This is a genomic window from Chloroflexota bacterium (assembly GCA_016887485.1).
In the GTDB taxonomy this organism is placed as follows: Bacteria; Chloroflexota; Anaerolineae; order Anaerolineales; family Anaerolineaceae; genus Brevifilum.
This window is the reverse complement of the sequence record CP069394.1, coordinates 960,050-985,466: the sequence shown is the minus strand read 5'-3', so window position 1 is coordinate 985,466 and position 25,417 is coordinate 960,050. Positions and strand designations below refer to the sequence as shown.

Annotated in this window: 23 protein-coding genes and 1 tRNA gene; 3 read left to right on the top strand and 21 right to left on the bottom strand. The window is 45.6% G+C overall.

The features are described 5' to 3' along the window. Nucleotides 1-8: 8 nt before the first annotated feature. The 8 genes from JR338_04500 to JR338_04465 all read right to left on the bottom strand — a co-directional run bounded on the left by JR338_04500 (nucleotide 9) and on the right by JR338_04465 (nucleotide 8,822). On the bottom strand, nucleotides 9-644 hold the full coding sequence (locus JR338_04500) for a corrinoid protein (GenBank protein QRN84014.1): 636 nt from the start codon (nucleotides 642-644) through the stop codon (nucleotides 9-11). A 52-nt stretch (nucleotides 645-696) separates the two neighbouring features. Then, entirely contained in the window at nucleotides 697-2,469 is a 1,773-nt protein-coding gene (locus tag JR338_04495) for an alpha-amylase (protein QRN84013.1), read from the bottom strand. A gap of 3 nt (nucleotides 2,470-2,472) precedes the next feature. Next, nucleotides 2,473-3,546, bottom strand: a complete 1,074-nt coding sequence (locus JR338_04490) for a hypothetical protein (protein ID QRN84012.1) — start codon at nucleotides 3,544-3,546, stop codon at nucleotides 2,473-2,475. A 3-nt stretch (nucleotides 3,547-3,549) separates the two neighbouring features. Further along, nucleotides 3,550-4,629, bottom strand: a complete 1,080-nt coding sequence (locus JR338_04485) for a hypothetical protein (protein ID QRN84011.1) — start codon at nucleotides 4,627-4,629, stop codon at nucleotides 3,550-3,552. A gap of 58 nt (nucleotides 4,630-4,687) precedes the next feature. Then, nucleotides 4,688-5,581 (bottom strand): sugar ABC transporter permease, encoded by an 894-nt coding sequence (locus JR338_04480; GenBank protein QRN84010.1) that lies wholly within the window; start codon nucleotides 5,579-5,581, stop codon nucleotides 4,688-4,690. Further along, on the bottom strand, nucleotides 5,578-6,492 hold the full coding sequence (locus JR338_04475; GenBank protein QRN84009.1) for a sugar ABC transporter permease: 915 nt from the start codon (nucleotides 6,490-6,492) through the stop codon (nucleotides 5,578-5,580). Before JR338_04475 ends, JR338_04480 begins: the two co-directional genes overlap by 4 nt. Nucleotides 6,493-6,497: 5 nt before the next feature. Beyond that, on the bottom strand, nucleotides 6,498-7,736 hold the full coding sequence (locus tag JR338_04470) for an extracellular solute-binding protein (GenBank protein ID QRN84008.1): 1,239 nt from the start codon (nucleotides 7,734-7,736) through the stop codon (nucleotides 6,498-6,500). Between the two features lie 75 nt (nucleotides 7,737-7,811). Continuing rightward, on the bottom strand, nucleotides 7,812-8,822 hold the full coding sequence (locus JR338_04465; protein ID QRN84007.1) for a LacI family DNA-binding transcriptional regulator: 1,011 nt from the start codon (nucleotides 8,820-8,822) through the stop codon (nucleotides 7,812-7,814). Nucleotides 8,823-9,059: 237 nt separating this feature from the next. On the opposite strand from JR338_04465, the gene JR338_04460 reads away from it, so the two are divergent. Further along, nucleotides 9,060-10,556: a hypothetical protein gene (locus JR338_04460; GenBank protein ID QRN84006.1), complete on the top strand. Its 1,497-nt coding sequence runs from the start codon at nucleotides 9,060-9,062 to the stop codon at nucleotides 10,554-10,556. Nucleotides 10,557-10,684: 128 nt separating this feature from the next. On the opposite strand, the gene JR338_04455 is transcribed toward JR338_04460, so the two are convergent. The 9 genes from JR338_04455 to JR338_04415 all read right to left on the bottom strand — a co-directional run bounded on the left by JR338_04455 (nucleotide 10,685) and on the right by JR338_04415 (nucleotide 18,628). Next, complete coding sequence (locus JR338_04455) at nucleotides 10,685-12,130, bottom strand: amidohydrolase family protein (protein ID QRN84005.1); 1,446 nt, start codon at nucleotides 12,128-12,130, stop codon at nucleotides 10,685-10,687. Between the two features lie 6 nt (nucleotides 12,131-12,136). Beyond that, the gene (locus JR338_04450; protein QRN84004.1) at nucleotides 12,137-12,610 is read right to left on the bottom strand and encodes a GNAT family N-acetyltransferase; all 474 of its coding nucleotides are present in this window, start codon (nucleotides 12,608-12,610) and stop codon (nucleotides 12,137-12,139) included. 1 nt (nucleotide 12,611) lies between these two features. Beyond that, on the bottom strand, nucleotides 12,612-13,136 hold the full coding sequence (locus JR338_04445) for an isoprenylcysteine carboxylmethyltransferase family protein (GenBank protein QRN84003.1): 525 nt from the start codon (nucleotides 13,134-13,136) through the stop codon (nucleotides 12,612-12,614). 40 nt (nucleotides 13,137-13,176) lie between these two features. After that, on the bottom strand, nucleotides 13,177-13,812 hold the full coding sequence (locus JR338_04440) for a hypothetical protein (protein QRN84002.1): 636 nt from the start codon (nucleotides 13,810-13,812) through the stop codon (nucleotides 13,177-13,179). A 128-nt stretch (nucleotides 13,813-13,940) separates the two neighbouring features. Next, nucleotides 13,941-14,840 carry a CPBP family intramembrane metalloprotease gene (locus JR338_04435; GenBank protein QRN84001.1) on the bottom strand — a complete coding sequence of 300 codons (900 nt, stop codon included), beginning with the start codon at nucleotides 14,838-14,840 and terminating at the stop codon, nucleotides 13,941-13,943. A 174-nt stretch (nucleotides 14,841-15,014) separates the two neighbouring features. Further along, nucleotides 15,015-15,668, bottom strand: coding sequence for a response regulator transcription factor (locus tag JR338_04430; GenBank protein ID QRN84000.1), 654 nt, complete (start codon nucleotides 15,666-15,668; stop codon nucleotides 15,015-15,017). A gap of 3 nt (nucleotides 15,669-15,671) precedes the next feature. Further along, the gene (locus JR338_04425; protein QRN83999.1) at nucleotides 15,672-17,195 is read right to left on the bottom strand and encodes a HAMP domain-containing protein; all 1,524 of its coding nucleotides are present in this window, start codon (nucleotides 17,193-17,195) and stop codon (nucleotides 15,672-15,674) included. Between the two features lie 119 nt (nucleotides 17,196-17,314). Further along, the gene (locus JR338_04420; GenBank protein QRN83998.1) at nucleotides 17,315-18,259 is read right to left on the bottom strand and encodes a homoserine kinase; all 945 of its coding nucleotides are present in this window, start codon (nucleotides 18,257-18,259) and stop codon (nucleotides 17,315-17,317) included. Between the two features lie 296 nt (nucleotides 18,260-18,555). Further along, nucleotides 18,556-18,628, bottom strand: a tRNA-Arg gene (locus JR338_04415). A 142-nt stretch (nucleotides 18,629-18,770) separates the two neighbouring features. Between JR338_04415 and JR338_04410 the strand changes: the two genes are divergently transcribed. Both JR338_04410 and JR338_04405 read left to right on the top strand, forming a co-directional pair. Further along, nucleotides 18,771-19,955, top strand: a complete 1,185-nt coding sequence (locus JR338_04410; GenBank protein QRN83997.1) for an MFS transporter — start codon at nucleotides 18,771-18,773, stop codon at nucleotides 19,953-19,955. A gap of 192 nt (nucleotides 19,956-20,147) precedes the next feature. After that, nucleotides 20,148-20,846, top strand: a complete 699-nt coding sequence (locus tag JR338_04405; protein ID QRN83996.1) for an HDIG domain-containing protein — start codon at nucleotides 20,148-20,150, stop codon at nucleotides 20,844-20,846. Between the two features lie 79 nt (nucleotides 20,847-20,925). Here JR338_04405 and JR338_04400 read toward each other — a convergent pair whose 3' ends face one another. The 4 genes from JR338_04400 to JR338_04385 form a co-directional block, all read right to left on the bottom strand. Then, nucleotides 20,926-21,954, bottom strand: a complete 1,029-nt coding sequence (locus tag JR338_04400) for an ABC transporter ATP-binding protein (protein ID QRN83995.1) — start codon at nucleotides 21,952-21,954, stop codon at nucleotides 20,926-20,928. Next, nucleotides 21,951-22,964, bottom strand: coding sequence for an ABC transporter ATP-binding protein (locus tag JR338_04395; protein QRN83994.1), 1,014 nt, complete (start codon nucleotides 22,962-22,964; stop codon nucleotides 21,951-21,953). Before JR338_04395 ends, JR338_04400 begins: the two co-directional genes overlap by 4 nt. A gap of 3 nt (nucleotides 22,965-22,967) precedes the next feature. Continuing rightward, nucleotides 22,968-23,633: an ABC transporter permease gene (locus tag JR338_04390; GenBank protein QRN84355.1), complete on the bottom strand. Its 666-nt coding sequence runs from the start codon at nucleotides 23,631-23,633 to the stop codon at nucleotides 22,968-22,970. 627 nt (nucleotides 23,634-24,260) lie between these two features. Next, a complete protein-coding gene (locus JR338_04385; protein ID QRN83993.1) occupies nucleotides 24,261-25,283 on the bottom strand; it encodes an ABC transporter permease in 1,023 nt (340 codons plus the stop codon). Nucleotides 25,284-25,417: the final 134 nt, after the last annotated feature.

Here is a 25,417-nt window from a genome sequence, read left to right as displayed (position 1 = left end):
TCGATTAATTAGGCTAAAAGCGAGTTCGCAAGGGCCACTGCTCGGCTGGCGTCGGGAGAATAACCATCAGCCCCGATTTCACGAGCATAAGCCTCGGTCAGAGGGGCTCCTCCCACAATAATCTTTACATGGTCTCGCAGCCCGGCATCCTGGATTGCCTTGATCGTTGACTCCATTGAAGGCATGGTTGTGGTGAGTAAGGCTGAAAGGGCGAGGATTTCTGGGCCTTCAGAACGAACTGCATTAACAAAAACCTCAGGCGCAACGTCTGCGCCCAGGTCTGTTATTTCATAACCGGCTCCTTCAAGCATCATAGAAACCAGATTTTTACCGATATCGTGCAAGTCGCCTTTGACTGTGCCAATCACAACTTTCCCCCGGGATTTAACCCCGTTTTGTTTTAACTTCGGCCGCAACAGGCTCAAGCCAGCCTGCATGGCCCTGGCTGAGATTAGCATTTCCGGAACGAAATAGTCACCAATTTCAAAACGATGCCCCACTTCAGACATGGCTTTAACCATACCTTCATTTAATATTACGGCTGGGTCAATGCCATCTTTAAAAGCAGCTTCGATGCCTGAGGTGACACCACCCCGATCTCCTTCTAATATGGCGTTAAAAATAATTTCAAGTGTGTGTGCCATGGTTCTCCTGTATCGTAAAGTATAGAAGTTTATTTTGTTGTACCTATGTCTGTTAACTTAGTACTGCCCCTGTCAAAGGGGGAAGATGGATTTCCGTGGTTTCAGCATGTTGGATTAATGCTGTCCCAGGGCTGGTAGTGAATACTTGTTTATTCCAATTGTTTGCTAATACCAGAGTCTGCTCGCGCGGAGTTATGTTCAAAGCTACAACAATTTTCTGGTTTTCATTGATGCAACGGTAAGCTATGATCTCGGGATTGTTCTCCAGTAGAGTCCAGGTTCCGGAAATGCACGCCAAATTGGCTTTTCGGAATTGAATTAACCCCGTATAAAATTCTAATAGGTCAATATCCTTTGCGTCCGGCATGGGTAAACGGGCTTCTTCAAGGACACCAAAGCGTGTGTCTTCCTGGGTAACACTTTTTCGCTGTGATAATCCGATTTCTGTTCCGTAATATATGATTGGGGCACCGCTCAATGTAAATTGACAGAGAGCAGCCAGTTTTAACTTCCGTTTCTCTCCGCCAGCAGCCCACAGAAATCGATCCATATCGTGGTTATCAAGGAATGAAGGCCGGCTAAAAGGGTCAGGGAAAAAGGCTTGATGATGAGTCAGGAATGTTGTGAAATCGTTGGCCTTCCAATTGCAATAAGCGAATGTCTGTCTCAGCGCCTCCATCAATTTAAAATCCAGGACACCATCCAACAACCCATTAAAAGATAACTGCACATCCAAAGAGTCGACCACTTCTCCAAACACCCAGGCATCCGGATGGCGATTCTGAACTACTTGACTCAGTTCAGCCCAAAAGTCCGGTGACGGACCAATGGCGTAGTCAAGGCGATAGCCATCCACACCAAAATCCAGCCAGTAAAGAATAGCGTTCAGAATATAATCTCGAGTATCCTTATTCCTGAGGTTGAAACAGGGCATTGACCGTACACCAAAAAAGGTTTTAAAGTCATTAGGATATGTGTTGAAAGTGAACCAGTCTCTGTAGGGACTATATGAGTCACTAATCGCTGATTGGAAACTTGGGTGGTGGTCAGAACAATGGTTTGGGACAAAATCCAAAATCACTCGCAGGTTGCGGGCATGTGCCTGGTCCAAAAGCTCTTTAAACTCTTTAAGGCTTCCCAACCTGTTTTCAATTTCGTAATAGTTTACAGCATCATAGCCATGATAGGATGGACTGGTGAAGATGGGGCTGAGGTAAAGAACATTGACGCCAAGGGCCACAAGGTAATCCAACTGGTTTGTAATCCCTTTTAACGAGCCGCCCATAAATCCATCCAGTGGGCCATCCGGATCGATTGCGAAACCATCCACTGAGGCAAATCGATCAATAAAAATGTGGTAAATGATGGCTTCCTGGGTCCAGGATGGGGGAGTGTGATCTGATGTAAGGTAGCCATACATCAAACCATTATCCGCAAAGACTTCTCCATGTTTCTCGGAGTATGTGCTAATCCGATATCGAACAACCGTGCCGGCTTCTTGGCCGGGTATGACAACCTGAAATAATCGCTCTTGGTGTTTTGTCTCAGGATTCCAGGCTGTGTTTTCAGAAAGCATTGTGAGAGCTGTTCCCTGTGCCGGCTTTCCGGTTTGTCCCGAAGGATCACTACCATCTGTGGTGTAATAGACCCAGGCCGCATCGTAATGTTGATCCGCATTTACTTTCAAGGTTAACTGAACCGGTTCGCCAGGTTTTGGGGCAAGCGGCATTCGCGCAGAGCGGTGGATGATGCCGTTACTAGTTACTTGTGCCCCTGGCGTGGCGTTTTGCGTGGCTGTATTCCCGAAAACAAAATCATCGTTCATAACTTAATCTGCCTTAATCCTTGAGTGTTCACGTACATAATGTACGATGTCATTCGCTGTTGTAACATCAGGAGCGCTCGTCTGTAAAATCAACTTTCCCGGCACGGATTGGGAAATTGCGACAGCTCTTCCAACTTCTTCGGGACGGCAATATATTTGCAGGGCGGCATCGCCAGCTTCCCTTAGCAGTCCTTCAAGATGATCGAAAGGACGGGGCTGATTCGGGTCTTCAGAAACTTGTAAAATTCGAAGATTTTGCAGGCTTCCAATCTGCTTTTGGAGGTGTAGCCCTTTTGAATGGTTGTGGATCAGAGCACCGTCAAAGTGATCAATCACTTGCTGGGTCCAGGGGGCAGCCCAATTTGGGTAATACTCTGCCCTGCACAGATCTGCGATATCTTCTGACATCATCAGGGCATGGCCCGGAACCCAGCTACCCCATAGGGGAGCGCCTCCCAGGAGGTCTCCACAAATTGGCCAGAGTTGATCTTCAAGCCAGATGACCGCGTGTGTACAGAAATCCAATAAACGTTCAACCTGTTCCGGAGCGTCGGAAAAATCAAAGAATAGTTGATTGCCGCGTAAGGCATTCGCCATGTCCAACGGAGAATAATGATAGAAAGTGGGTAAGCCGACCTGCCCACCCAGGTCCTCGGCGAAGACCTCCGCTGTATGGCGAAGGAGGCGGAACCAGGGGTTCTCTGAGGACACTGACAACGATTCGATGTCTTTCCAATCACGGATGACCGGTTCGGACCAACTCGTATCTTCTCCCATTATTGGCCTGCCGGCGATATATGCACTCTGTGCAGCGATACCGTGATGGATATAAATATCCGGCACATAATCATCCAACACGCCAAGCCTACCTTTTAGAAAGCAGATGCGATTATTGATATAGGCTTGCAGATAACGGGCGTTCTCAGCGAGATCAGGGAATTGATAATCACGCAAGTCATATGGAACGCTCCCCGCGGGAGGAACAAAAACATGCACAAGGATAGAACCGGGCTCCTTGGCTTGATAAAGTTGTTGGTAGCGATCTACAACTACATCCAGATCGGGACGGTATTTCATTTCTTATCCACGCTGTGGTTTATTATGGGAACGAACCCATTTAATCAGATCCTGACCTTCAGCAATTTCTACATCCATCACTGCAAAGATGATGTTGTACTCACTGGTGATCTCATCGTACAACTCTCTTACTTCTTCATGCGTGAAGTGAACATTTAAGGGAATGTTGTGAGAACGGGGAAGCAACCAGTCAAGTCGTGTAACGGTGCGAGGGGTGTTTGGATCTTCGGCAATCTGGATGCCAAGCAGATTTCGTAGTTGGCTTATTTCCGGGATCACCTGGACTCCCAGTGAATGCGTGTGAATTTGGCCATAACCGAAAGCGTCGATCACCTGCTGGGTATACGGACGGGCAAATTGAGCATATAACCGCGGTGAGATCATGCAGGCGATATCTTCTGACATGCAGATGGTTCCCGGGTTGAGCCAGGCTCCTGCAATATTCCCACCCCAATATAGACCATGGATCGCACGGATACGGCTGGCTTGCCAAATGATTGCTTGCGCGCAGAATGCCATCAAACGATGGACCTTTTCCGGTTCGTCCATGAAATCCGTAAAGAGTTTTTCTCCTCGAAGAGCATGAGCCATATCCAAAGGCGAATAGTAACCTCGGACAAGGGGAATGGGGGAGGAGGCAGTCTTGGTCATCAGATGAGTCATGGCACGATCCATCATCTGCACCCAATAATTGTCTTCACTCAAGTGCAGATTGTCGATATCATCCAGGGATTCAAGTATAGGTGCCGCCCATGAAGTATCTTTTGTAAAAACCACATCTCCAGCGATAAAACCGCTATAATCACCTATCCCGAAGTTTGGGCCAAAGGATGGGATCAGATCATCAGGTAACTCGCGAGTTACTTCCAGCCAACTGCGAAAATTTCTCAGACAAAGATCAAGATAGTCTTCCATGTCATTGTCAAAATCAATCGTATTTAACGGGGGAACCGGTTCTCCCTGTTGCATTGTGGGGATGGTGTAAATAATTGCATGGCCGGGCCCTGTGGCGGCATAAAGATCCATATATCGTTGGATCACTTCCTCCAGATTTGGTTTGTAATAATGGATTTCGTTGAACATGCAATCTCCTTAATGGCTGGTAATCAACAATATAAAAGATTTGATCATGATTTATCAGTTAGCCTTTTAAAGCCCCGCGAGTTAATCCTGTTATCAGATAACGTTGCAAGACAAAGAAAATAATCATGACTGGCAGTGAAGCGACTATGGAGGCAGCCGCAAAGCCTGTCCAATTTTGAGCGTAATTACCGTTAATGAAGAATCGCAGACCCAGGGCGATCGGACGTAGATTCGGGCTGGAAAGTACAACACTGGCAATTAAATATTCCTGGTAGAAACCAATAAAGCTGAATAAGAAAACAACAGCCAGCATGGGAGAGGCCAAGGGCAGGATTATTCGGGTAAACACCTGCCAGTGTGAAGCCCCATCAATGTAAGCGGATTCATCAATTTCCTTTGGAAGGGAGTCAATAAAGCCTTTAAGGAGATAGGTGCTGAAGGCAATTCCTGTACCGCCATAAATAAGGATCAATCCTAATTGTGAGTCTAGAAGGTGCAGAACTTGAAGGAGACGGAAAATCGCGACAATGCTCATAACAGCAGGGAACATCTGAATCAGGATTAAAAATAACAAACCCACACGACGACCGAGAAAACGAAACCGGGAGAAAGCGAAAGCCATTGTTGTCGTAAAGAACAGTGTCAAGGTGCTGGAACAGGTACAAATGATCAGTGAATTTTTCATCCACATCAGAAAATCAATACCACTGAACAGGTTTAAATAATTGTCGAGAGTGATTTTCTGCGGAATCAAACTGCTGCTGTATAGACTGGTTCCAGCAGAAAATGAGGCCATCACCAGCCAGATTGCTGGAAATAGTACCAATAAACATGCGATCACCAGAATCAGCCGGGTAAAGTTTAATTTTATGGCCTGGTCCCATCGTCTTCTTGAGCGGACCTTTTTTGGTTGTTCTTTATTTGTTAATATTGAAAGAGTTGTTGTCTTCATTCTTTCACCTGCCTGAAAGCGCCTGTCATGAATGAATTAATCAGGGTCAAGCCCCCGACGAAGATGAAGATAATAATCCCAATTGCTGAGGCGACGCCATACAACTTGGAAACGTCACCCATCACCAGTTTATACATCCATGTGGAAAGTAAATCTGTCGCTCCGGGAGCTCGGGGATCAATGCTTGTAATCGGTCCACCACCTGTAAGCAAGTAAATTACACCAAAACCGGAAAAATTCGCGGCGAATGAGATAACCAGTAAAGGCAGTGTAGCTGATCGAAGGAGGGGCATTGTGATTCGGTGAAAGATTTGCCATTTAGTAGCCCCGTCGATAGCGGCGGCCTCATTCAGAGTTGGATCTATGCTCTGCAGCGCACCAAGGCAAACTGACATCTGGTATGGGTAAGCCAGCCACAAGTTGACTATGATACAAGAAAGGCGCGCCCAGAAGGGATCGGTCAGCCAGGGGATTGTAGATATGTTGAAAGCTGCGAGGAGCTGGTTCACCGGTCCGAAACTACTGTTTAATAGACCCGCCCAAACCATCACTGTCAGTGTGGCTGGTAACGCCCAGGGGTAGATCAGAATTGTGCGATAAAGGTTTCGCTCTTTCAATGTTGGGTTGTTGAGGAGGATGGCCAGAACTAATCCAACCACGAAATCCAGAAGGGTGGTAATCACTGTCCAAACGAGCGTCCATGACAAAACAGTCAGGAAGTTGCTTTGGTCAATCCCGAAAAGGATGCGTTTGAAGTTGTTGAACCATACAAACTCATAATCAAATAGGTGTTTGGTAGAGTAATTAGTGAACGCAAAGTATATGCTGGTCAATACGGGGATTAAAGTCACGGCTCCGATGGCCACGAGGCCAGGCAGCATAAACATGTATGGCGTAATTCGGCGTTTCACGGTTTTTATTCCTGGTTTTCAATTGCTTGCCTAATGGCTTCGGATGCTTCCATGAGTGCCTGAACTGTACTTTCCTCGCCACGGGCAACTAGCTTGAAGGCATTGTCCAATGGTGTCCACGCCAGGCTCATTTCGGAGATATTGGGAACCGGTTGACCGTATCCGACCTGCTGAACAGCCGCGATTGCGTCGGGGTTATTGGCAATCAGAGGATCAGTCAAAACATCACTCCGGACAGGGATATTCCCGTTTGAGGCTTCAAATAGCGAGACAGGCAGGTTCGCACCGAGATAGACCGCTAGCTGAGCGGCTGCTTCCTGCTTCTGGCTATAGGGATTTACACCCCAACCGTGAAAATTGATCATTGGATGAGGCATTTCACCGTTGGGTAATTGGGGCAGGACCGCAATTCCAACGTCAATGCCCGCTTCTTCATAGATACTTGCCTGGTTGGCATTCATGAACATCATGGCCACTTTACCCTCAGTAAATTTGCCAGTGATCACATTCCAATCGAGATCCGTTGGGATCAGACCTTCCTCATTGCGAAGGGTCATTAAATAATCCATGCCATCCGCAGTATTTTTGCTAAAAACACCGATATCGTTTGGGTTATAAGAGCCTTCTTGCTCGCCAAAGATATACCCGCCATAACCACTAATGAATCCCCAGCTGAACCAAACATTATCGTCGAGAAGTAAAAATCCGTAAATATCATCGGTGGTTAACTGATGGGCCATAATGACCAGTTCTTCCATGGTCTCTGGAGGATCTGAGACCAGTGCTTTGTTGTACAACATGATCACTGTGTCGGCGATTTGAGGGATTCCATACAAAGTATTGGCGGTGGTAAATGCGTTCAAGCCACTGATCTGGTAATTTGCGAGTTCCTCTTCGCTCAAGGCATTATCCGGCAAAGGAGCGATCAATCCTGCCTCAGACCAAATCCCGACGTTGGTGTGGGGATACTCAAACAGGTCAGGACCCTCTCCAGCTGGGAAGGTTGTTTCGACCTTACCTAACATTTCAAAATACGGGTATTGAATCACCTCTACGGTATTGCCGGTTTCAGCTGCCCAGGTGTCCACAACATTCTGCAAGGTTTCCATTTCCTGTTGGGTGGATAGATAGGTCCAGAGAATAATATTCTCAGACTCCTGGGGCCTGCATGCCGGTAGAGAAAAGGCTACCAATAAAACACCTACAATCATGAAAACTCTTAATAACAAGATTTTTACTTTCATATGTCTCTCCTAAAGACTGCTTGACTGCAAGGTTATTTCGCCTGAGCGTAACTGGAAAGCGTTTTAGCTAGTTGATTATTCTCCTGTTGATGCACGAGGAACTAGACAGGGCTTGAGAAGGATTTGTGGTTCTTTTGGTTCTTTACCGTCAATTAGTGTCAGCAACATATCGGCGGCCATACGTCCCAGGCTCATGATCTGGTCGAAAACGACAGTAATAGGCGGTGTAAGCATTGGGTAAAGTGGACTATCCGCATAACCGATGATTGCCAGGTCGTCTGGAACGCTCATACCAAGTTTTGCTGTTGTTTTCAAAACACCCATCACGGCTGCCTCATATGCACCGGATACTGCGGTTGGGGCGTTTGGAGATTTGAGAAGGAGCTCGAGTTCATATGCAATTTCTTCTGGTTGGCAAGATTTGATGAAAAAGCAATCATCGACCGGCAACCCGAAATCCTGTAGAGCTTCACGGAACGCATTTTGGAGGTGGTATCCGACACTGCTGAGGTTCTCATCCATTGCCTGGTAGCCAATATAAGAAATCTTTCGGTGTCCCAATTTGACGAGATGTTCGACCTGTAACCGAGCAGCAGCTTTAATGTCTGCATCAACGTAATAAAGTCCGGTGTTATCCAGGCAGCGTCCAATCATCACAAAGGGCAGGTCTGCGGATTTGAGATAATCCACTCGCTTATCATGGAGGAGGGTGTTGAGTAGGATTACACCATCCATCATCCGGGCCTGGACACTGGCTTCAAGGGTTTGTAACTCTGTTGCATTGGGGAGGGGCAGGATTGTCAGTCGGAAATCGGTTTCCTCGAGTACGTTTCCAATAGCAATTGCAAAAGAGTTTAGAACCATTTGGAAATCAATCAGGTTGCTGGGGTAAGTGAGAGAAATGATATCTGATCGGCCTAATGCCAGAGCTTTTGCAGAAGCAGAAGGTTGATAGTTCAGCTTCCGCATGGCCTCTTCGACGCGTTCAACAGTCTCCTGGCGGACCTTTTTGGATTTATTGATCACATATGAGACTGTGCCTATGGAAACACCGGCCTCCTTGGCGACATCATAAATTGTGGACATGTATCGGCTCCTTTTGCTTTGGTTAAGCGCTTAACTTGAGCATATCACACGGGTTTCTGAATGTCAAGGAGTGTAACCCGGAACCTTTAAGCGCTTAACCAATTTGTTGACAAGCAGAAAAGATTGTGATAATCTATCCATGTGAAAGTTAAGCGCTTAACTTGAATGACCACTTTATCTCACCTAACTTCTTTCCCCTGATTAGTCAGGGACCTATATTCGGAACTGGAGCCACGCATGAAAAATTTGTACAAGTTAGTTTGTTTGCTGATCTGTATTGCTTTTGTTTCCGGTTGTACTCCTGGAACTGAGGTAACGGAAACGGTAATGCCTACAGAATCGGAAATTGTAGAAGAAACTGAGGTTCTTGAAACACCGGTAGCCGAAGAATTGACTTTGACTTTCGAAGATCCAGTTTCCGGGATGACAATCCAATATCCTGAGGGGTGGATGCCAATTTCAAACTCAGGCAGTATTGGTATCACTGCCATGAGTTCGGATTGGATGAACATCGCGGCTTTTAATCTTCTTTATGAAGACCAACAATCTCTGGAAGAGGAATTGACTGCAATTGAAGAAGCTCTGGTTGCAGGTTCTGCTGGTTTCACGGACGCTGCTATTATAAGCTCCGAAAAGCTCACTGTATTTGACACCGAATTTGATGCTTTCTCGTGGACAGGCTTCAATACCATGGCCAGTGCAAATTACTCTGGTATTGATGCAATAGTTCCGTATGGTATGAATATGGTTCATATTAGTGTTTACGCCCCCTCAGAAACTTGGGAGCAGGCGAAACCAACCTTACTCGCGATTACAAATTCTCTTATAGCCCCGGCTGATGATTTTGCTTATATTCCGCCAGTCGCAACCGCAGAATGGCTCTCTTTCAACAGCGCTGAATATGGACTGTATGTATCTTATCCTCCTGAATGGCAAGAACCGATCGCTCCGTGGGTAGGCGAAGGTCTGTGGTTGAATTCAGAAGATTGGATGACTTCTGTGATTGTTTGGGTCATTGAGGGCACTGATGCGAATCAGGCTTTGGCTGATTGGGAATCCACCCAGGACATTTTCCCAACCCTAACGGTTACTGATGGCGATCCGGTCTCGGTATTAGGCGCAGAGTATCCAACGAAATCCGGTGATGGCTTCAATTCGATGGGATCGGCGATCAATTGTGGTGTAACCTTTGTTCCATATAATGGCAAACTCTTGGAAATCTTATGGTATGCCGGAACGGATGGAGATTATTGGACTAATGGACAGACGATCTTTACCGGAATCTTGGAATCGATAAAGGGTGTTTCCACCCTTTCCAGCGAGACCTATAACTTGACTGTATCTTTTCCTTCAACCTGGCAAGAACCGATGGAACCATGGGTTGGTCAGGGTATTTTTCTGAATTCAGCAGACTGGATGTCTGCGGTTGTCATCTGGGTTGAGGAAGGAACAGATTCTGCTCAAATGCTGGCAGATTGGGAAGTTACTCAGGAAATTTTCCCAACCCTCACAGTCTCAGATGGCGATCCGATCACAATTATGGGTGTTGAATACCCTACAAAAGTTTGTGATGGTATGAATTCCATGGGGACAGCCATAAAATGTGGTGTTACGATGGTGCCTCATGATGGGAAAATGCTTGAGATTGTTTGGTATGGCGGGATTGATGGCGGTTACTGGGATGATGCCCAGACAGTATTTCCGGCCATCCTGACATCTATCAATATTCCATAGAAATCGCGTCTTCTCTATTAATACTATCTCTCCTGGATTTTTGAGGAGAGATAGTATTGTTAACCAACATAATCATCTTTTACTTAACCTCATATGATGTACGAGGTTGTCTTTTGGGAAGCAAGCGTTCAAGGTTGAATCAATTCAGATAAATAATCTGCAGAGTACCAGCGACCGTCTGACATCACACCGAGTGGTGACCTAAGGGTTGAGACATCTTCCAGGGGATTGCCGGCGGTAAGAATCAAATCCGCCTGATTGCCGACTTCAATTGTTCCAATATTCCCTTCACCGCCCATGTTTTCAATGATAATTCCTGCATTTACTGTTCCTGTAACCAGTGCTTCGTAGGGGGTAAACCCATTATTCACAAGAATATCCAATTCATCATGGATGGAATATCCTGGCACGATTCCCATGCCGCCAGTGCCCGAGTCTGTTCCCAGTAGGAGCAGAACCCCTCCTTCGTGGAGGCCATTTAATATCCAGCGATCAATTTCATATTTGATTGCGCAGAACTCTTCCACATTTTTACATTGGACCAGGTGTTTCTCCTCACCCAGAAAGTAACTATTAAGATAACCTTTCTCAAAATAAATACTTTCTGAACGAGCCAGGAATGATTCTGAATCAAACAACTTCAATTGAATGACATCATCGATGACCATTGTTGTACAAACCGGAATTCCATTATCCCGCAGATTTTCTGCAATTACTTCAAGCTTCATTTGATTCTGATTTTGAAAATCCAAGAAGAAACTATCTGTAGCAATATCAAATTGTATAATTGCTGATCCGGCGACATATTGTCCCCATTCCGAGGGTGACAAGGATTGATCTCTGTCGAAATTTATAAATTCATAGAGGAGTTCTTCGATATGTGCTATCTCATCCATGTTTTCAGCAATCACACCATCCAATCCAACAGAGTATGGGATATGCCCGGTTGTATACATACCAAGTTCTTCTGCTTTTTTCATTGCTTGATAAAAATCATCGGGGGACAGGTAGGAATAGAACTTAAGAAAATCAAAACCAGCCGAGTAGTTTTCTTGCACGATACCCTTTGGGTCATCCAATGGACTGGCATAAAGTAGTTTCCCTGAAGCATAGATCGTGGGTCCTATCCGGAAACCCGCTTTAATCTCATTTTGCCATTCTAGGGCATAGGTAAGAGGAGAGCCTTCCGGTGCAAAATCCCGAACCGTTGTAACGCCATTTGCTAAATATAACGATAAAGGGTGGGTTGGCCATATGTCACGATCATCCCAATCTGCCCGGGTGTGCATGTGCATGTCTGCCAATCCTGGAAAGAGATAGGCACCATCTCCTTTGATGATTTCCGCATTCTTTGGGATTTTGATTTTTTCGAAGTCTCCGAAAGAAACGATTTCAGAACCTGAGATTAGAACCGTCTGATCAGGGATTACCTGCTTCCCTGTCATAGGTACCAAGTTCACATGGACAAAGGCTGTGATATTCTGGTCGATGGTTTCGCAACCTATCAGTGAGCTTAACAAGATCATCAATACAGCTATGAATGAGAATTTGCCTGAAAGAATTATTTTCTTCATCTTGATTTATAGCTTCCTCTCATATTCAATCCCTGACCAACCTAGGTCAGGATCAACTTCAGTTTCACGGATTTTCACAAACCCAAGCGCTTCATAGAAGTGCTGGTTTCTGATTGCCCATGAGGGAGTTCCTAAGGTCCATCTCGTGACATCTGAATGCAATTTGAACATCTTACACATTGCATCTTGACCGATACCTTTATTTTGATATTTTGGATCAATCCAAATACGGCCTACTTCAAAATGGCTCTCGCCAAGATCGAACAAAATCAAGCCGCCAACTAGCTGTCCATCAAATAATATTTTGTAGTAGTGTGTATGCTGAATCCAATGCAAGTTCCATTTCAATGAGTTGTAGCCAGGAGGGCCTTCGAGACTGCAGTTTGGCGGTTTGTTTTTGTTATCATCAATAAATGCACGGATCTGGGTCTCGGTGAGCTTTTCCACATCTTCAGGGCGTGCTTTTGCGATTATGATCATTTCATTTTTCCCGGATTTTTCGCCATAAGCCCAAGAAAATATTAAAACGGGGGACGCGATTGAGATAGTCGACATAAGATTCTCCATACTGGGATGCACAGAAATGTTCTTCCTGTATAGATTGGAGAACGAAGAAGATGATACAAATGGTCGCAAGCAGATAAATCACCCAATATTGAGTGATGCAAGCAAAGCCAATGGACATCAGCATATAGCCCAGATATTGGGGGTGCCTTGTGATGGCATACAACCCTTTATCTACAACCTGGGTTGTTTCCATGTAACTTTTTTTACTACTAGCATTTCCAGATTTTTGTAGGAGGAAGAATGGAGTGAAAATAAAAACCGCCGCGATCACAAGGATTGAAACCCCTGCAATTTTTAATGGGAGATACTGTCCGTGTGGTAAGAGCATTGCAGCAGCAATTATGGAGATCAAAGTAAGCGAGGCTAGCCATGCAAAGATCTTTGGTGGGGCAATGTTTTTATTGTTTTCAATATGGTTGGGGCTTTTATTCGATTTCATTGGTTAATCCTTTTCTAGATAAGTGGTTTGATTTGAGGATTTATTGATAATTATGCTTTGCCTTTTTCAATATAACCCCGATAATAACAAGAAAAAATGGAATAGTTATCGAGACAAAAATAGTGTTGATGCCGAATACAAAAGGAACAAAAATCGTTCCGATTACTCGAAGAAATTCCCAGTAGTAGTTGGGCCCCAATAAGATTCTGATTTCTGGTTCAGTTTGGCCATCTTTATATGAGCACTCAAATGCGTACTTCCCGGGTTCATCTACTGAGATACTCATGACCAACACGCCTATTCCACCTGCTTCTTTTGACCAATACCGATTGGATTCAACATAGTCCGGTACAGCTTGAATGATTGAGTCTGTTGCATGAGATGTCAAGGAACATTGAATATCTGGGGGAAGGTTGGTGTAATCCTCTGCAGACGCTGCAACCAGGCTGTATTCATAATAAATCCCGTAAGCTCCGGTCCGGGTAAGAAACACCTCTGTTTTACCGGGTAGAGATAGATGATGTTGTTGTTCACGATATGTGTTTGATATCATGGATGGATACATCTTAAGGCCTGGACTTTTAAAGATGACAATGGAAGCGATTATCCCAACGATAAATATTATGCTTGCAAAAAGGAAGAGCCAAGGATATAGATTTTGTTTATTTGTTTTCATTCTTTTTCTCCAACCTTGTTTGTTTCAAATATTGAAAGGTTCAAGTATCCAATACTCACAAATGATCCGATTAGTATAAAATGGTGAAAAAAGCGGAATTTCTGATTCTCCATGTGAATTCTCCAGGCCTAACATATCTTGATATTTTGTGATCCAGAGATCCAACGGGTGCAAAAGTACTCGACCCAGAGGATAAGAAGAGTCGTAGTCACTGGTAGGCAGACCAACATATATAGAAAATAGGTGCCTGTAGGTGCATGTGTAGAAAAATAATAGGTGAATGAGTAGATGAAGACATTTACTAAATAGTGAAAAATCATTGCAGGTATCAAACTATTAGATTTAAGAACAATGTACCCATAGAAAATACCCATAATGCAGCCCATTAAGACTTGCTTCAGGACAAAAGTAGGTTCAGCACCAAAAAGAAGATTAATCAAATGAAGTAGTCCAAAACCGAGAGAAGTGATAAAAATTGATTTCTTTGCTGTGTACTTTCGCATAAATAAAACCAGGAAAACGCCGCGCCAGAAGACTTCTTCAAAAATTGAGGGAAACGAATCGATCCAAACTCTTGTCCCTGGCCTAAGGACTGCTTTTATTTTGAAAGCAGATTGGATAAAACGGAGGCCAAGGGGCATGCCTTCCATCAAACGATAAATGAATGAATTTGTAGATAAAAGTAGCAGCATAATCAAGCTACATGAAACCCCCAATAAAACCAGGGGGATGAATGGTCTGAAATGCGTTAGGCGGATATTGTCCAAATATTTACGGAAAGTTGTCTTTCCATTCGGCAATTTCATGATAAATGGTACGATAATGAATAGGGTTAGGATGTGAGCGAGCGTAGGTGTGATAAATGCACGGTAATGAGCGTCTCCAGGTATACCAACCCAATTTGCCCCCACTGCGACGAGGACGATCAAGATTATGAAAACCACACAAAACATGGCGAGACTGATCCAATGATGTTGGTGAAAATAAAAACGTCTTTTTAATTTGCTTTGACTTCCATTAAGACCCATTGGTTCTCCTTCAGCAATTCATATAAAGGAGAATAACATTTTGGTTAAGAAAACGCATCAGGCGCTAGATTTGAATCAAATAAACCTCCGGCCAGGTTATTAACCATGTCGGAGGTTATAGCTATTGTTGACCCTAGTTTGGGATTCTTACAACCCAAGTAATATTGCGAAGAACTAATCTTCGTTCATAAAACCTTTTTTCCAGGCAAAGACTGCTGCTTGGGTGCGGTCAGCCAGCTGTAATTTATTGAGAATATTGCTCACATGGCCTTTTACCGTGCCAATGCTAATATACAACTCTTTGGAAATCTTCTGGTTGGTATAGCCCGAGGCGATTAAATTTAGAACTTCCAATTCCCGATCTGTTAATTCGGTAAATGGGTTTTGACTTGTTGCTTCCCCTCCATTTAATTGTCTAATCACCCGGGCTGCAATTCTTGGATGCAGAGTGGCTTCGCCCCTGGCTGCCCTGCGGATCGCTTCAACAAGTTCTTGCGCTTTAACATCTTTTAATAAATAAGATATTGCACCTGCCTGTAACGCAGGAAAGATATGGTCATCTTGATGGAAAGATGTCAAAACGATGACCTGCGATCTGGGGCTGACATCTTTTACTTTCCGGGTTGCCTCAACGCCATCCATCCCAGGCATGACTAGATCCATCAGCACGACATCTGGAACGTGCTCTCCAGCTAACCTGACTGCATCTTGACCATTCTCAGCTTCCGCAATCACGGCCAGTTGGGGTTGGGCTTGCAAGTATCCGATTGCACCTTTTCGGACCATTTCGTGATCGTCTACAATCATGACAGTAATGGGCTCTGACATTTTTCACTCACCAATCTCGTTAGTTGAAAAGGAAACCGCAATTCGTGTACCCGATCCAATTTCGCTCATTATATTAATCTCCCCGCCTATAGATTCTGCCCGTTCCTTCATTGATTCTAAGCCGATTCCATCATAGAACTTTTGAGTATCAAAACCAATACCATCATCTTGAATAGACAGCTCAAACCTTTTGTCAGCTTTTTTTAAAGTTACCTTGACCTGTTTGGCCGAACTATGACGGGCCACATTGGCCAGAGCCTCCTGTACAATTCGATAAACTGCTTGTTGGATACCCAGGCGAAGTTGAGGGGTGTCTATTATTTCAAGGTTGGCATTAATTCCTGCCTGGTGTGCCCATTCAATGATATATTCATTGAGTTTCTCATCGAAAAAGTCATCATTTCTTGATGGAGGTCGAAGTTCATGAATAAGGTCGATTAATTCACTTCGAACGGAATTAATTAATCTATCTGCCTCAATAAGATGGCCTTTTGCATTTTGCGGATCCCTTTCATAAAGCGTCAATGCTGTGCCAAGATGAAATGAAGCAGCCAAAGCTTCCTGTTTTGCACTATCGTGGAGATCTCGAGCCAGGCGGTTGCGCTCTTCAGAAACAGCCATTTCCTTACTTCTTCGGAGAAATTCTTGCAATTGCTCAGCCATATGGTTGAGTCTGTTAGCAAGCTGGCTGATCTCATCACCCGATGGATCGGAAATAAACTCAGAGAAATCTCCCTGACTCCAAGCATCAGTCACATTGGAAACCTTTTGCAATCGTAGCGTCATACCTTTAGCGGTCCAAAACCCAAACAATGTTCCGATCAGACCAGCTGCCAATAAAAGTATTAAGACACTTTGACTGAGTATGGTCATTATATTATGTGGGAGGTCATTTTCAGTTGGAATACTTGCGAAGTAGATAACTCCAACACCTAAAAGGTCTTGATTGCTTTCGTCAAAATAAGGAACAGCAAAATAAAAACTTTCATTGGGCTCCAATTCGACAAATAATCGTTCTGGATCGACGTTTCCAGCCAGCGCTGTATCAAGCACTTGTTCCAAACCTGGCAAAATTCCAAGATCCAGTGGCTTGCCAATATTATTTTCCGAAACCAATTCGGTATCAGAAGAAGCGAGAAGGTTTCCTTTCGGATCGAGAATTAATACGCTTCCTTCACCGGTTGTTCTAGCTCGGACTTGCAAATCTCCAATCTGGAACAGGTCGAGAAAAGAAATCTGAAGTTCATCATCCTTTAACAGAAGGGACAATAACTCAGAATCAACTGGCTCATGAGACAAAACATAACGCCATTCGGGAGCATAATTTTGACTGACTGTTTGTATCCAGGCTTTTGGGGAAAGAACATTATTAAGAATATCCAGCGGAACTAGCACAGTTGAGAATAATAGGTATCCCAGGATCAATACAAGAATAAGCAACGATACCATAGTGACAGCGGTGTAGCTGAACGTCAACTTCCACTGCAACCGATGAAAGAAATACTGGATGCGTTTAATAAAAGTCATAGTAGTTTATGTAAAGAAAGAAGCATAAATGGAAAAGTTGTATTTTCAGTATAACAGATAATGATTTTCACTAAACCTGACCTGCGATATGTTCAATATCTACATAAAGTTGGCACTATTTAGGAAAACAAAAAATTTTCTAGGTAAATTCTTCCGAGGGAGGCAAGGTATTCGATCTTCTTCTGTTCGTAAAAGCTCCCGACTGATCCACGGTTAAAGGACCAGATAGAGTCAAACAGAATGCTTAAAATATAGATGTCGAAAAAATGATGTTTCTCGATAGAGCTAAGAGGACGAATAGTCTCATATTCCTGGATAATTGTTTTAGCTGCTTGAATATCCAAAGTTTCCGATGGATAGAGCCATGCCCAGGTGTCGACCAGGCAAGCCAGATCAAAAGATAGGAAGGTGTGGTTAGCGTCATCAAAATCAATCAGCCCCACCAGATGGCCTCCATGGAACAATGCGTTTGAATAGTGGAAATCGCAATGACAGATCCCTTTAGGAAGATTGTCCGGGAACACGAGCAAAGCTAATTGTTGTTCAATCCATGATAATTTGTTATACGCATCAATAGTATTTATGTCTTGGGCAGTACTTGTAGCCAGATCTCGGCATAGCGGAACATTATAATTCCATCGAGAATCTTGATACACTGAATGAAAGTTCTGGGTTAGGATTTGTAATTCAGCTACTTTATGAATTATTTGGCTCTTTTGGGCTGGTGATAATTTTTTGACAGGGTGACCTTCAATGAATTTAAAGAGGGCATAGGGTTTGCTTTGAAAACTGCCAACATAATTGTCTTTTTGATCCTTTATGATGTGGGGACACGGGTATTTGTTTGATGCCAGGAAAGATAACAATTCGCTTTCAAACAGTACTGAATAAGAGGAACGATTCTCGTAATATCTAAGAATGAATTTTCCTGCGGATGTTACCACAAGATAATTCGATTGAACGGTTCCTTGAGGTATTGCTTTGAAACTTACAAGTCTTCCCTTGTTATACGGTAAGAGAAGATCTTCAATAATTTCTTTTGAAAATTTTGTCTTTGCTCCCATAACAAGTTTCCCATTCTTAAATGTTAGGTAAGTATAAACAGATATTGGTTTTATTTTAATAGTCCAGAAGACCTGTTTTCTTTATATCTTTCGTAGGGGATACTTTCCAGGGAGATGAAGGTCTGGTTAAGAATTGGGAAATGAATAGAAAATCATAGCTATCATTTGAATGTGATCGAGAGGAATCCTGAGAAGAATTAACAGAAATTCATAGGATTTTTCGCGTCTATCTCTTGACTAAATAAGTTGTCCCAACCTAAATGAAAGTCCAACAGACTCAATTCGAGAACATATAGCGCCCCCGGCGCGACTCGAACGCGCAACCAACTGATTCGAAGTCAGGTACTCTATCCATTGAGCTACGGGGGCTAGCTGGATTATTATACCGTAATTTCCCTCATGTTAATGGGCGAATTTCGCTTTCATAGCCTTCTTCCTTTGTTGACCTGGTCATCTTTGTCAACTATACTTTATTGAATTAACTATCCCCGCAGATCAACGAGGAGCCGCCATGAGCAAAACCTTCAGATATATCATTTTCAGTCTGCTTTATTTTATCCAGGGGGCGATACTCAGTTATTTCACCGGCTTCAATGCAATTTATCTTCTATCTTTTGGCGTAGATATGAAGGGCGTCGGGTTGATTGGCCTGATCGGGATGCTGCCTTTTGTTCTCAAGATTTTTCTGGGGATGTTGTCGGACAAGGTTAATCTCCTGGGGATGGGATATCGCAAGCCCTACATATTAATTGGCGTTGCCATCCAAGTGGTGACATTGATCATAGTCCCATTTATTGACCCTGGTTTGAATTTTAGTCTCTATGCCCTGCTAGGCTTTCTGATGATGATGGGGATGGCGCTTTATGATACCGCCACGGATGGTCTGGCATTGGATACGACGCCAGAAGAGGACCAGGGAACGATCCAGGGCTTGATGGTCGGAGGTCGGGCACTGGGCGTGGCGATTATCAGTGTTTTCTTTGGCGCTTTTGCGAATTTCGTTTCCTGGCATGCAGCGTTTTGGTCATTAGCAGGGATCAGCACCGTGGCATTCCTGTTGGCCTTCTTTATTAAGGAGAGCCGGGTCAAGGAACATCCAGCTTTTGAATGGTCAGCTTTCAAGAGCCTGGCCCGCAAAGAGATATTAAGCCTTGCTCTGATTGGCGCATTATATTCTTTCATTATTAACTCAGTTGCCGAAATTATGAATCCCTTCTTTGAAAAACGGTTTATGATTTCCACTTTCCTGGCGGGGCTTTATTCCGGCGTGTGGGGGGTAGGCATTATTGTAGGTGGTTTGATGGGAGGACGCTGGACGGATAAACTCGGTCACCGCAATTCGGTGAAATATGCGATGTTAGTCTCTTTTCTGTCCATTCTGTTATTTCTGTTCATTCCCAATCCCTGGATTGCTTTTATTGTGGCGCTGCTATTTGGTTTCGCGTTCGGCTTTTATGAGACGGTTTATTTCGCAGCGTCCATGGCGCGCACAGATCCCCGGATTGCTGCTTCGATGTTCTCAATTCTGATGGCTATTGCCAATATCGGAACGGGGATTGGCTTGGCGGTGACGGGCTTGCTCGTTGATTCATTGGATTTTCCGCTCACATTTGCTCTGCTGGCGGTATTCAACCTGTTGGCTTTCCCGTTGATTCCGGTCGTATTTCAGAAAAAGAGTGCTGAAAAGGTTGGGTAAGTGATGCGGGGTGATTTACACATTTATCTGGAATCCGAGTCCCTTTTTGAGCGTTTGAGGGAATATTTTAACGATCGTTTTGACCTAAATGGCCAGTTGAATTCGCTTCATGTAGAACGTATGACTTTTCACCATGCTCTGAAAGGCGGCTGGAGGCCTCAGGAAAGATCTGACCATAAGGTAGCTATTTTCATGGATGATGCCTATGAACCTTTGCCAGAAAAGCGGGGGCAGTTTGATTATGTTCTATGGCTGAATGAAACCGACTCGCTTGCCCCAGCTGAAATGCCTGTGCACGATCTGGATATCTCAGGATGTGAGAAGTTGACAAACCTGGCATCAATGGTCTCACGCCCCAGCGTGGACCAGTGCTTGAATTGGTGGGAAGAATGGTCTATGCCGGAGAATGTTCAGCGGCATGTGACCAGGGTAGCTGAGGCTGCCTATAAGCTGGCCGTCTGGATGCGGCATGCAGGTATGGCAATCGATCCGATCCTGACACACCGGGCCGCACTTGTGCATGACCTAGATAAAATTCAGACACTCCAACAATCAGGCCAGCATGGTCAAGTCAGTGCTGAGTTTCTATCACAGCGAGGCTATCCCGAGTTGGCGGAAATCGTTCGTAACCACCTTTTGGGGATTTTTCTAACGCAAGATCTGTCGGCTTTTTCATGGGAGATGAAGTTGGTGAATTTCTGTGACAAGCTGGTGGAAGGGGACCGGGTTGTCACCCTGCCAGAGAGGTTCTCTGCCCTGAAACAGCGTTATCCTCACAGTAAGGTCCTTCTTGATTCTACTGAACCTTACCTGTGGCAATTGAACGATGAGATCTGCACAATTTTGGCTCTGGAAGGCCATGTAGCTTTAATCTCAGAATTGAACGCTTAGAACCTAAAGAATACGGCCCTCACAAATGGAGGGCCGTTTTTGATACTATTGGCTTTGAGTTCTTCAACGAATGAAGAATCTATTTGAATTGTTCTGCAAAGTGACAGGCAACCTGATGTCCGGGGCGAAGCTCACGCAATTGCGGCTCTTCTTCCGAACAAATCTCCTTTGCATAGGGGCAGCGAGGGTGGAAGCGGCAGCCGGATGGCGGATGGATCGGGTTGGGGATCTCACCGCTGGGCATGGGCTCCTGGCGCCGTTCGTGTGGGTTAGGCACAGGCACCGCTGCCAGCAAGGCAATGGTGTAGGGGTGCATCGGGTGGGCATAGACCTCACGCAGATCACTGATCTCCACTATTTTCCCGAGGTAGAGGATGCCAATTCGATCGCAGATATACTTTGCCGTCGCCAGGTCATGGGTAATGAAGAGGAAGGTCAGATTGAATTCGTTCTTCAGTTGCACCATCAGGTCCAACAGCTGGGCGCGCACACTGACATCCGCCATGGCGATCGGTTCATCCGCCAGCACCAGTTCTGGTTTAGTAACCAGGGCCCGGGCAATCACAACACGCTGACGTTGGCCGCCTGAGATCTGGTGGGGGAATTTGTTGTAATAGAACAGGGCCGGGGTCAGGCCGACTTTTTCCATAACCTCCAGAACTATATCACGATGTTGTTCTTTGGATTCAGGGTAGTGGATCTCAAGACCCTGTTGAATGGCATTCCCCAACGACATTCGGGGATTCAAGGAGGCCATGGGGTCCTGGAAAATAACCTGCATGCGGCGGCGTAATCTTCGCAGTTCTCCAGCAGTTAATGTGGAAAGATCCATGCCATCAAATTTGACTTCGCCTTCGGTCTTTTCTTCCAAACCGATGGTAACCCGTCCGATGGTCGTCTTGCCACTGCCGCTTTCTCCTGCCAGGCCAAGGACCTCACCGCGCCGAATTTTGAAAGTAACATCATCCACGGCGCGAACATAATCCCGTTCTTTGGAAAAGATTTGGTCGATGAAACTGGTCTGAACAGGGAAGTATTTCTTCAGGTGTTCGACTTCCACCAGATAGTCGTTGTTATTGGATTGAGGGCGTTTTTCTATGTCTGTCATAATTCCACCTCAATGGTTGGTTCGGTTTTATCGGGATGGTCTTCATAGAGCCAGCATTTGACATGGCGTCCGGAACCGATCTCGACCAGGTCGGGCTCCAGTTTGGAGCATATCTCCAAAGCCTTGGGACAACGGGGATGGAACCGGCAGCCGCTGGGTGGGTGGGTCAGGTTCGGGGGCTCGCCGGGCATCTTATAAAGCTCATTTTCCTCATCCAGTTTAATATTCGGAACCGAATGAAGCAGGCCTTTCGTATAGGGGTGGAGCGGATTGTCGAAGATGTTATACACATCGCCGATTTCCACGACATGACCGGCATACATCACAGCCAGCCGATCGGAAAGTTCAGCCACCAGAGCGATATTGTGAGTGATGACTAATAGCGTGACACCGAACTCTTCACGGATATCACGGAATTGGTCGGCTAATTTGGCTTCCACGATGACATCCAGAGAAGTCGTCGCTTCATCAGCAATAATGAGGTTGGCGTTGAGGATCAACCCCAAGGCAACCATCACCCGTTGGCGCATCCCACCGGAAAGCTGGTGGGGATAGCTGCCCATCCGGTCACTCTGGATGCCCAGTTCTTCAATCATGACGCTGGCCCTTTCCAGGGCTTCTTCTTTGGAGATGTCGGGATTATGGACCTGGATGGCTTCAACCAGGTGCTCATCGACCCTTTGGACAGGGTTCAAGGAGGTCATGGGGTCCTGGAAGATCATACTCACATTACGGCCACGAAAATCCTGCATCTGTTTTTCATCGTACTGCATGATATCTTCGCCATTGAAGACCAATTCGCCGCCAGTGATTTTACCGGGAGGTTGGATCATGCGCATCAGGGCCTTGCCCATGGTGCTTTTCCCACAGCCGCTTTCACCTACCAGCCCAAGGATTTCTCCCTCATAGATATCAAAGGAGACATGGTCAACTGCGCTGACCAATCCCAATCGGGTTTTATATTTTACAGAAAGATCACGAACTTGCATCAAAACTTTTTTATCATTCATGGCTTATTGGTCCGTTAATTTCGGGTTCAGGATTTCAGAAAGGCTCTCTCCCAGCATGCTGAATGAGAGCGTCACCATGGTGACCATCAGACCGGGATAGGTAATCAGCCACCAGGCCCGGCGGACATAGTCCTGGCCGCGAGCGAGGTCAATACCCCAGTCGGGGGTGTTTGGCGGCAAGCCAAATCCGAGGAAGCTCAGACCGGCTTCAGTCAGGATGGCATCACCGACGTTCACGGAGAAGATGATCACCACCGAGGGGATAACATTGGGGAAGATGTATTTCGTCAGGATCTTCGACCAGCTGGTACCCAGGCTTCGGGCGGCTTCCACGTAGAGTTCTTTTTTCACGCTAAGGGTTTGGCCGCGAACAATCCTGAAATACGTTGGGATATAGAGGACAGCGATCGAAACAATGATGTTGCCGATACCAGCACCCAGAACGGCGGCAATAGCAATCGCCAGGATCAGGCCCGGGAACGAGTAGAGGCTGTCCATGATGACTGTCAGGACACGATCCAAGGGACCGCCGGTGAAACCACTGATCAGGCCCAGCGGAACACCGACCACCAAAGAGACCAAGGCAGAGGAGAGGCCGACGATCAGGGCGATCCGAGTGCCCCAAATGATCCGGCTGAACACATCCTGCCCGATTTGGTTGGTGCCCATCACGAAACCCTTCGCATCTTCCTCTCGGAGGGTGTTGGCGACTTGTAAAGTCGGATAGCTGGTCAAGACATCACTCAGAACATCCGGGGCGACTACGAAGCCATCAATTTCACCCAAAACCAGGGCATCAAGCCCTTCTTCGAGGGTTTCGAACCGGTTTTGGCGGGGTTGATAGCGGACGCCTTCCGGAGCGGACTCGTTCAATGCATCAGTTGCTTCACGCAGCGCCTGACTGGCAGGGCTACCGATGATGAATCCGATGTTATTGGTTTTCTCACCAATATCCTTCACAGTGATATTCCCGGCTTCAATGGGTGCCACTAACACGTAGGAGGAAGGTGTCTCTCCCGGTGCCAACAAGGAGGGGCCAACTTCCGCCGAAGGATCGTAGGGGGCGAACCATTGGGGGAAAATACCGACCAGGATAATAAAAAACAGCAACACAGAACTGATGGCAACAAACCACCAATCACCACCGTACCATTTTCTGGCAATGAAAAGGCGGCGAACAAAGCCAACTTTATCAAGATCAAGCAGCCAATCGGGTGTTTCTGTGCTGGAATCTGTTTTCACATTTTGATTTGTGTCATTTTTCATAGTATTCTCTCAAGTTCATTCCACACACGTTTAGTACCGAATCCGGGGATCGATAAAGGCGTAGAGGATATCCATCAATAGACTGACAAACGCTACGAACATAGCGAAAACGGCGATGGTTGCCTGGACGGCTGTGTAATCACGCAATTGGATACGGTCGACCAGGTACCGGCCAACACCGGGCCATGAGAAGGTCGTTTCAGTCAACACAGCACCTGCCAAGAGAATGGCAAATTGAAGTCCCAGCATGGTGAGGATTGGGATGAATGTATTTCTCAATGCATGTTTATAGACCAGCCGATTTTCAGCGATGCCCCTTGCCCGGCCGGCCGTGATGAAATCTGATTGAAGCATTTCGATCATATTGACACGGGTTAACCGGACGAACACCCCTGACAGAGCCAGACCGAGGGTGATGGAAGGCATGATCAGGTGGGACAGAGCTGAGCCTAAGGCGGGCCAGTTACCAGTAATAATTGCATCGATAACATAAAAGTTCGTTGGCGATTCGAAATTCGTCAGCATCAAGGTGTCCATCCGTCCAGATAAGGGAAGGATAGGAAATTTCACCGATAGGGCAATTTGAAAGAGCAAGCCCATAAAGAAAATTGGGATGGACGACATGATGATGCTTAGTAACCGAATAATGTAATCTATGGGCTTCTTACGGTTTTTGGCGGCATAAGCTCCTGAAAAAATACCAATTAGTGCAGTAACCGTCATGGCGGGGACAGTCAATTCAATGGTAGCCGGCAGTCGCTCTCCCAGCTCATCCTTGATGGGACGTTCGCCCTGGGTAAGGGCTGTTCCAAAGTTAAAAGTAACCATATCCCCAATAAAATCAAAATACTGGACCAGTATAGGCCGGTTTAGACCTAATCGTTCTCTGAGTGCATCGGCTTGTTCTTCACTGACCCGTGGCCCGAGTTGTGAGCGAATGGGATCACCAGGCAATACCCTCATGATGAAGAAGATCATCGTTACGAGGATCAGTACCATCGGGATGGTCATGAGGAGACGGGTGATCAGGTACCGTCGTAATGAGTTGGACATAATCGCTACTCCAAAGAGTCGTTCTGATATTTATGATTGAGGGCAAGGTTTCCCTCGCCCTCAATCTTCTTGCACGCGTTCAACTTACAGTTTTTCAGGCTCCGCCTGATAGGCAGCCGGACAAACTTCTAATC

Excerpts from the sequence above, each read along its gene's own strand:
- JR338_04500 (QRN84014.1), bottom strand. The coding sequence starts at position 644 with ATGGCACACACACTTGAAATTATTTTTAACGCCATATTAGAAGGAGAT.
- JR338_04495 (QRN84013.1), bottom strand. The coding sequence starts at position 2,469 with ATGAACGATGATTTTGTTTTCGGGAATACAGCCACGCAAAACGCCACG.
- JR338_04490 (QRN84012.1), bottom strand. The coding sequence starts at position 3,546 with ATGAAATACCGTCCCGATCTGGATGTAGTTGTAGATCGCTACCAACAA.
- JR338_04485 (QRN84011.1), bottom strand. The coding sequence starts at position 4,629 with ATGTTCAACGAAATCCATTATTACAAACCAAATCTGGAGGAAGTGATC.
- JR338_04480 (QRN84010.1), bottom strand. The coding sequence starts at position 5,581 with ATGAAGACAACAACTCTTTCAATATTAACAAATAAAGAACAACCAAAA.
- JR338_04470 (QRN84008.1), bottom strand. The coding sequence starts at position 7,736 with ATGAAAGTAAAAATCTTGTTATTAAGAGTTTTCATGATTGTAGGTGTT.
- JR338_04465 (QRN84007.1), bottom strand. The coding sequence starts at position 8,822 with ATGTCCACAATTTATGATGTCGCCAAGGAGGCCGGTGTTTCCATAGGC.
- JR338_04460 (QRN84006.1), top strand. The coding sequence starts at position 9,060 with ATGAAAAATTTGTACAAGTTAGTTTGTTTGCTGATCTGTATTGCTTTT.
- JR338_04455 (QRN84005.1), bottom strand. The coding sequence starts at position 12,130 with ATGAAGAAAATAATTCTTTCAGGCAAATTCTCATTCATAGCTGTATTG.
- JR338_04450 (QRN84004.1), bottom strand. The coding sequence starts at position 12,610 with ATGATCATAATCGCAAAAGCACGCCCTGAAGATGTGGAAAAGCTCACC.
- JR338_04445 (QRN84003.1), bottom strand. The coding sequence starts at position 13,136 with ATGAAATCGAATAAAAGCCCCAACCATATTGAAAACAATAAAAACATT.
- JR338_04440 (QRN84002.1), bottom strand. The coding sequence starts at position 13,812 with ATGAAAACAAATAAACAAAATCTATATCCTTGGCTCTTCCTTTTTGCA.
- JR338_04435 (QRN84001.1), bottom strand. The coding sequence starts at position 14,840 with ATGGGTCTTAATGGAAGTCAAAGCAAATTAAAAAGACGTTTTTATTTT.
- JR338_04430 (QRN84000.1), bottom strand. The coding sequence starts at position 15,668 with ATGTCAGAGCCCATTACTGTCATGATTGTAGACGATCACGAAATGGTC.
- JR338_04425 (QRN83999.1), bottom strand. The coding sequence starts at position 17,195 with ATGACTTTTATTAAACGCATCCAGTATTTCTTTCATCGGTTGCAGTGG.
- JR338_04420 (QRN83998.1), bottom strand. The coding sequence starts at position 18,259 with ATGGGAGCAAAGACAAAATTTTCAAAAGAAATTATTGAAGATCTTCTC.
- JR338_04410 (QRN83997.1), top strand. The coding sequence starts at position 18,771 with ATGAGCAAAACCTTCAGATATATCATTTTCAGTCTGCTTTATTTTATC.
- JR338_04405 (QRN83996.1), top strand. The coding sequence starts at position 20,148 with ATGGATGATGCCTATGAACCTTTGCCAGAAAAGCGGGGGCAGTTTGAT.
- JR338_04400 (QRN83995.1), bottom strand. The coding sequence starts at position 21,954 with ATGACAGACATAGAAAAACGCCCTCAATCCAATAACAACGACTATCTG.
- JR338_04395 (QRN83994.1), bottom strand. The coding sequence starts at position 22,964 with ATGAATGATAAAAAAGTTTTGATGCAAGTTCGTGATCTTTCTGTAAAA.
- JR338_04390 (QRN84355.1), bottom strand. The coding sequence starts at position 23,633 with ATGGGCACCAACCAAATCGGGCAGGATGTGTTCAGCCGGATCATTTGG.
- JR338_04385 (QRN83993.1), bottom strand. The coding sequence starts at position 25,283 with ATGTCCAACTCATTACGACGGTACCTGATCACCCGTCTCCTCATGACC.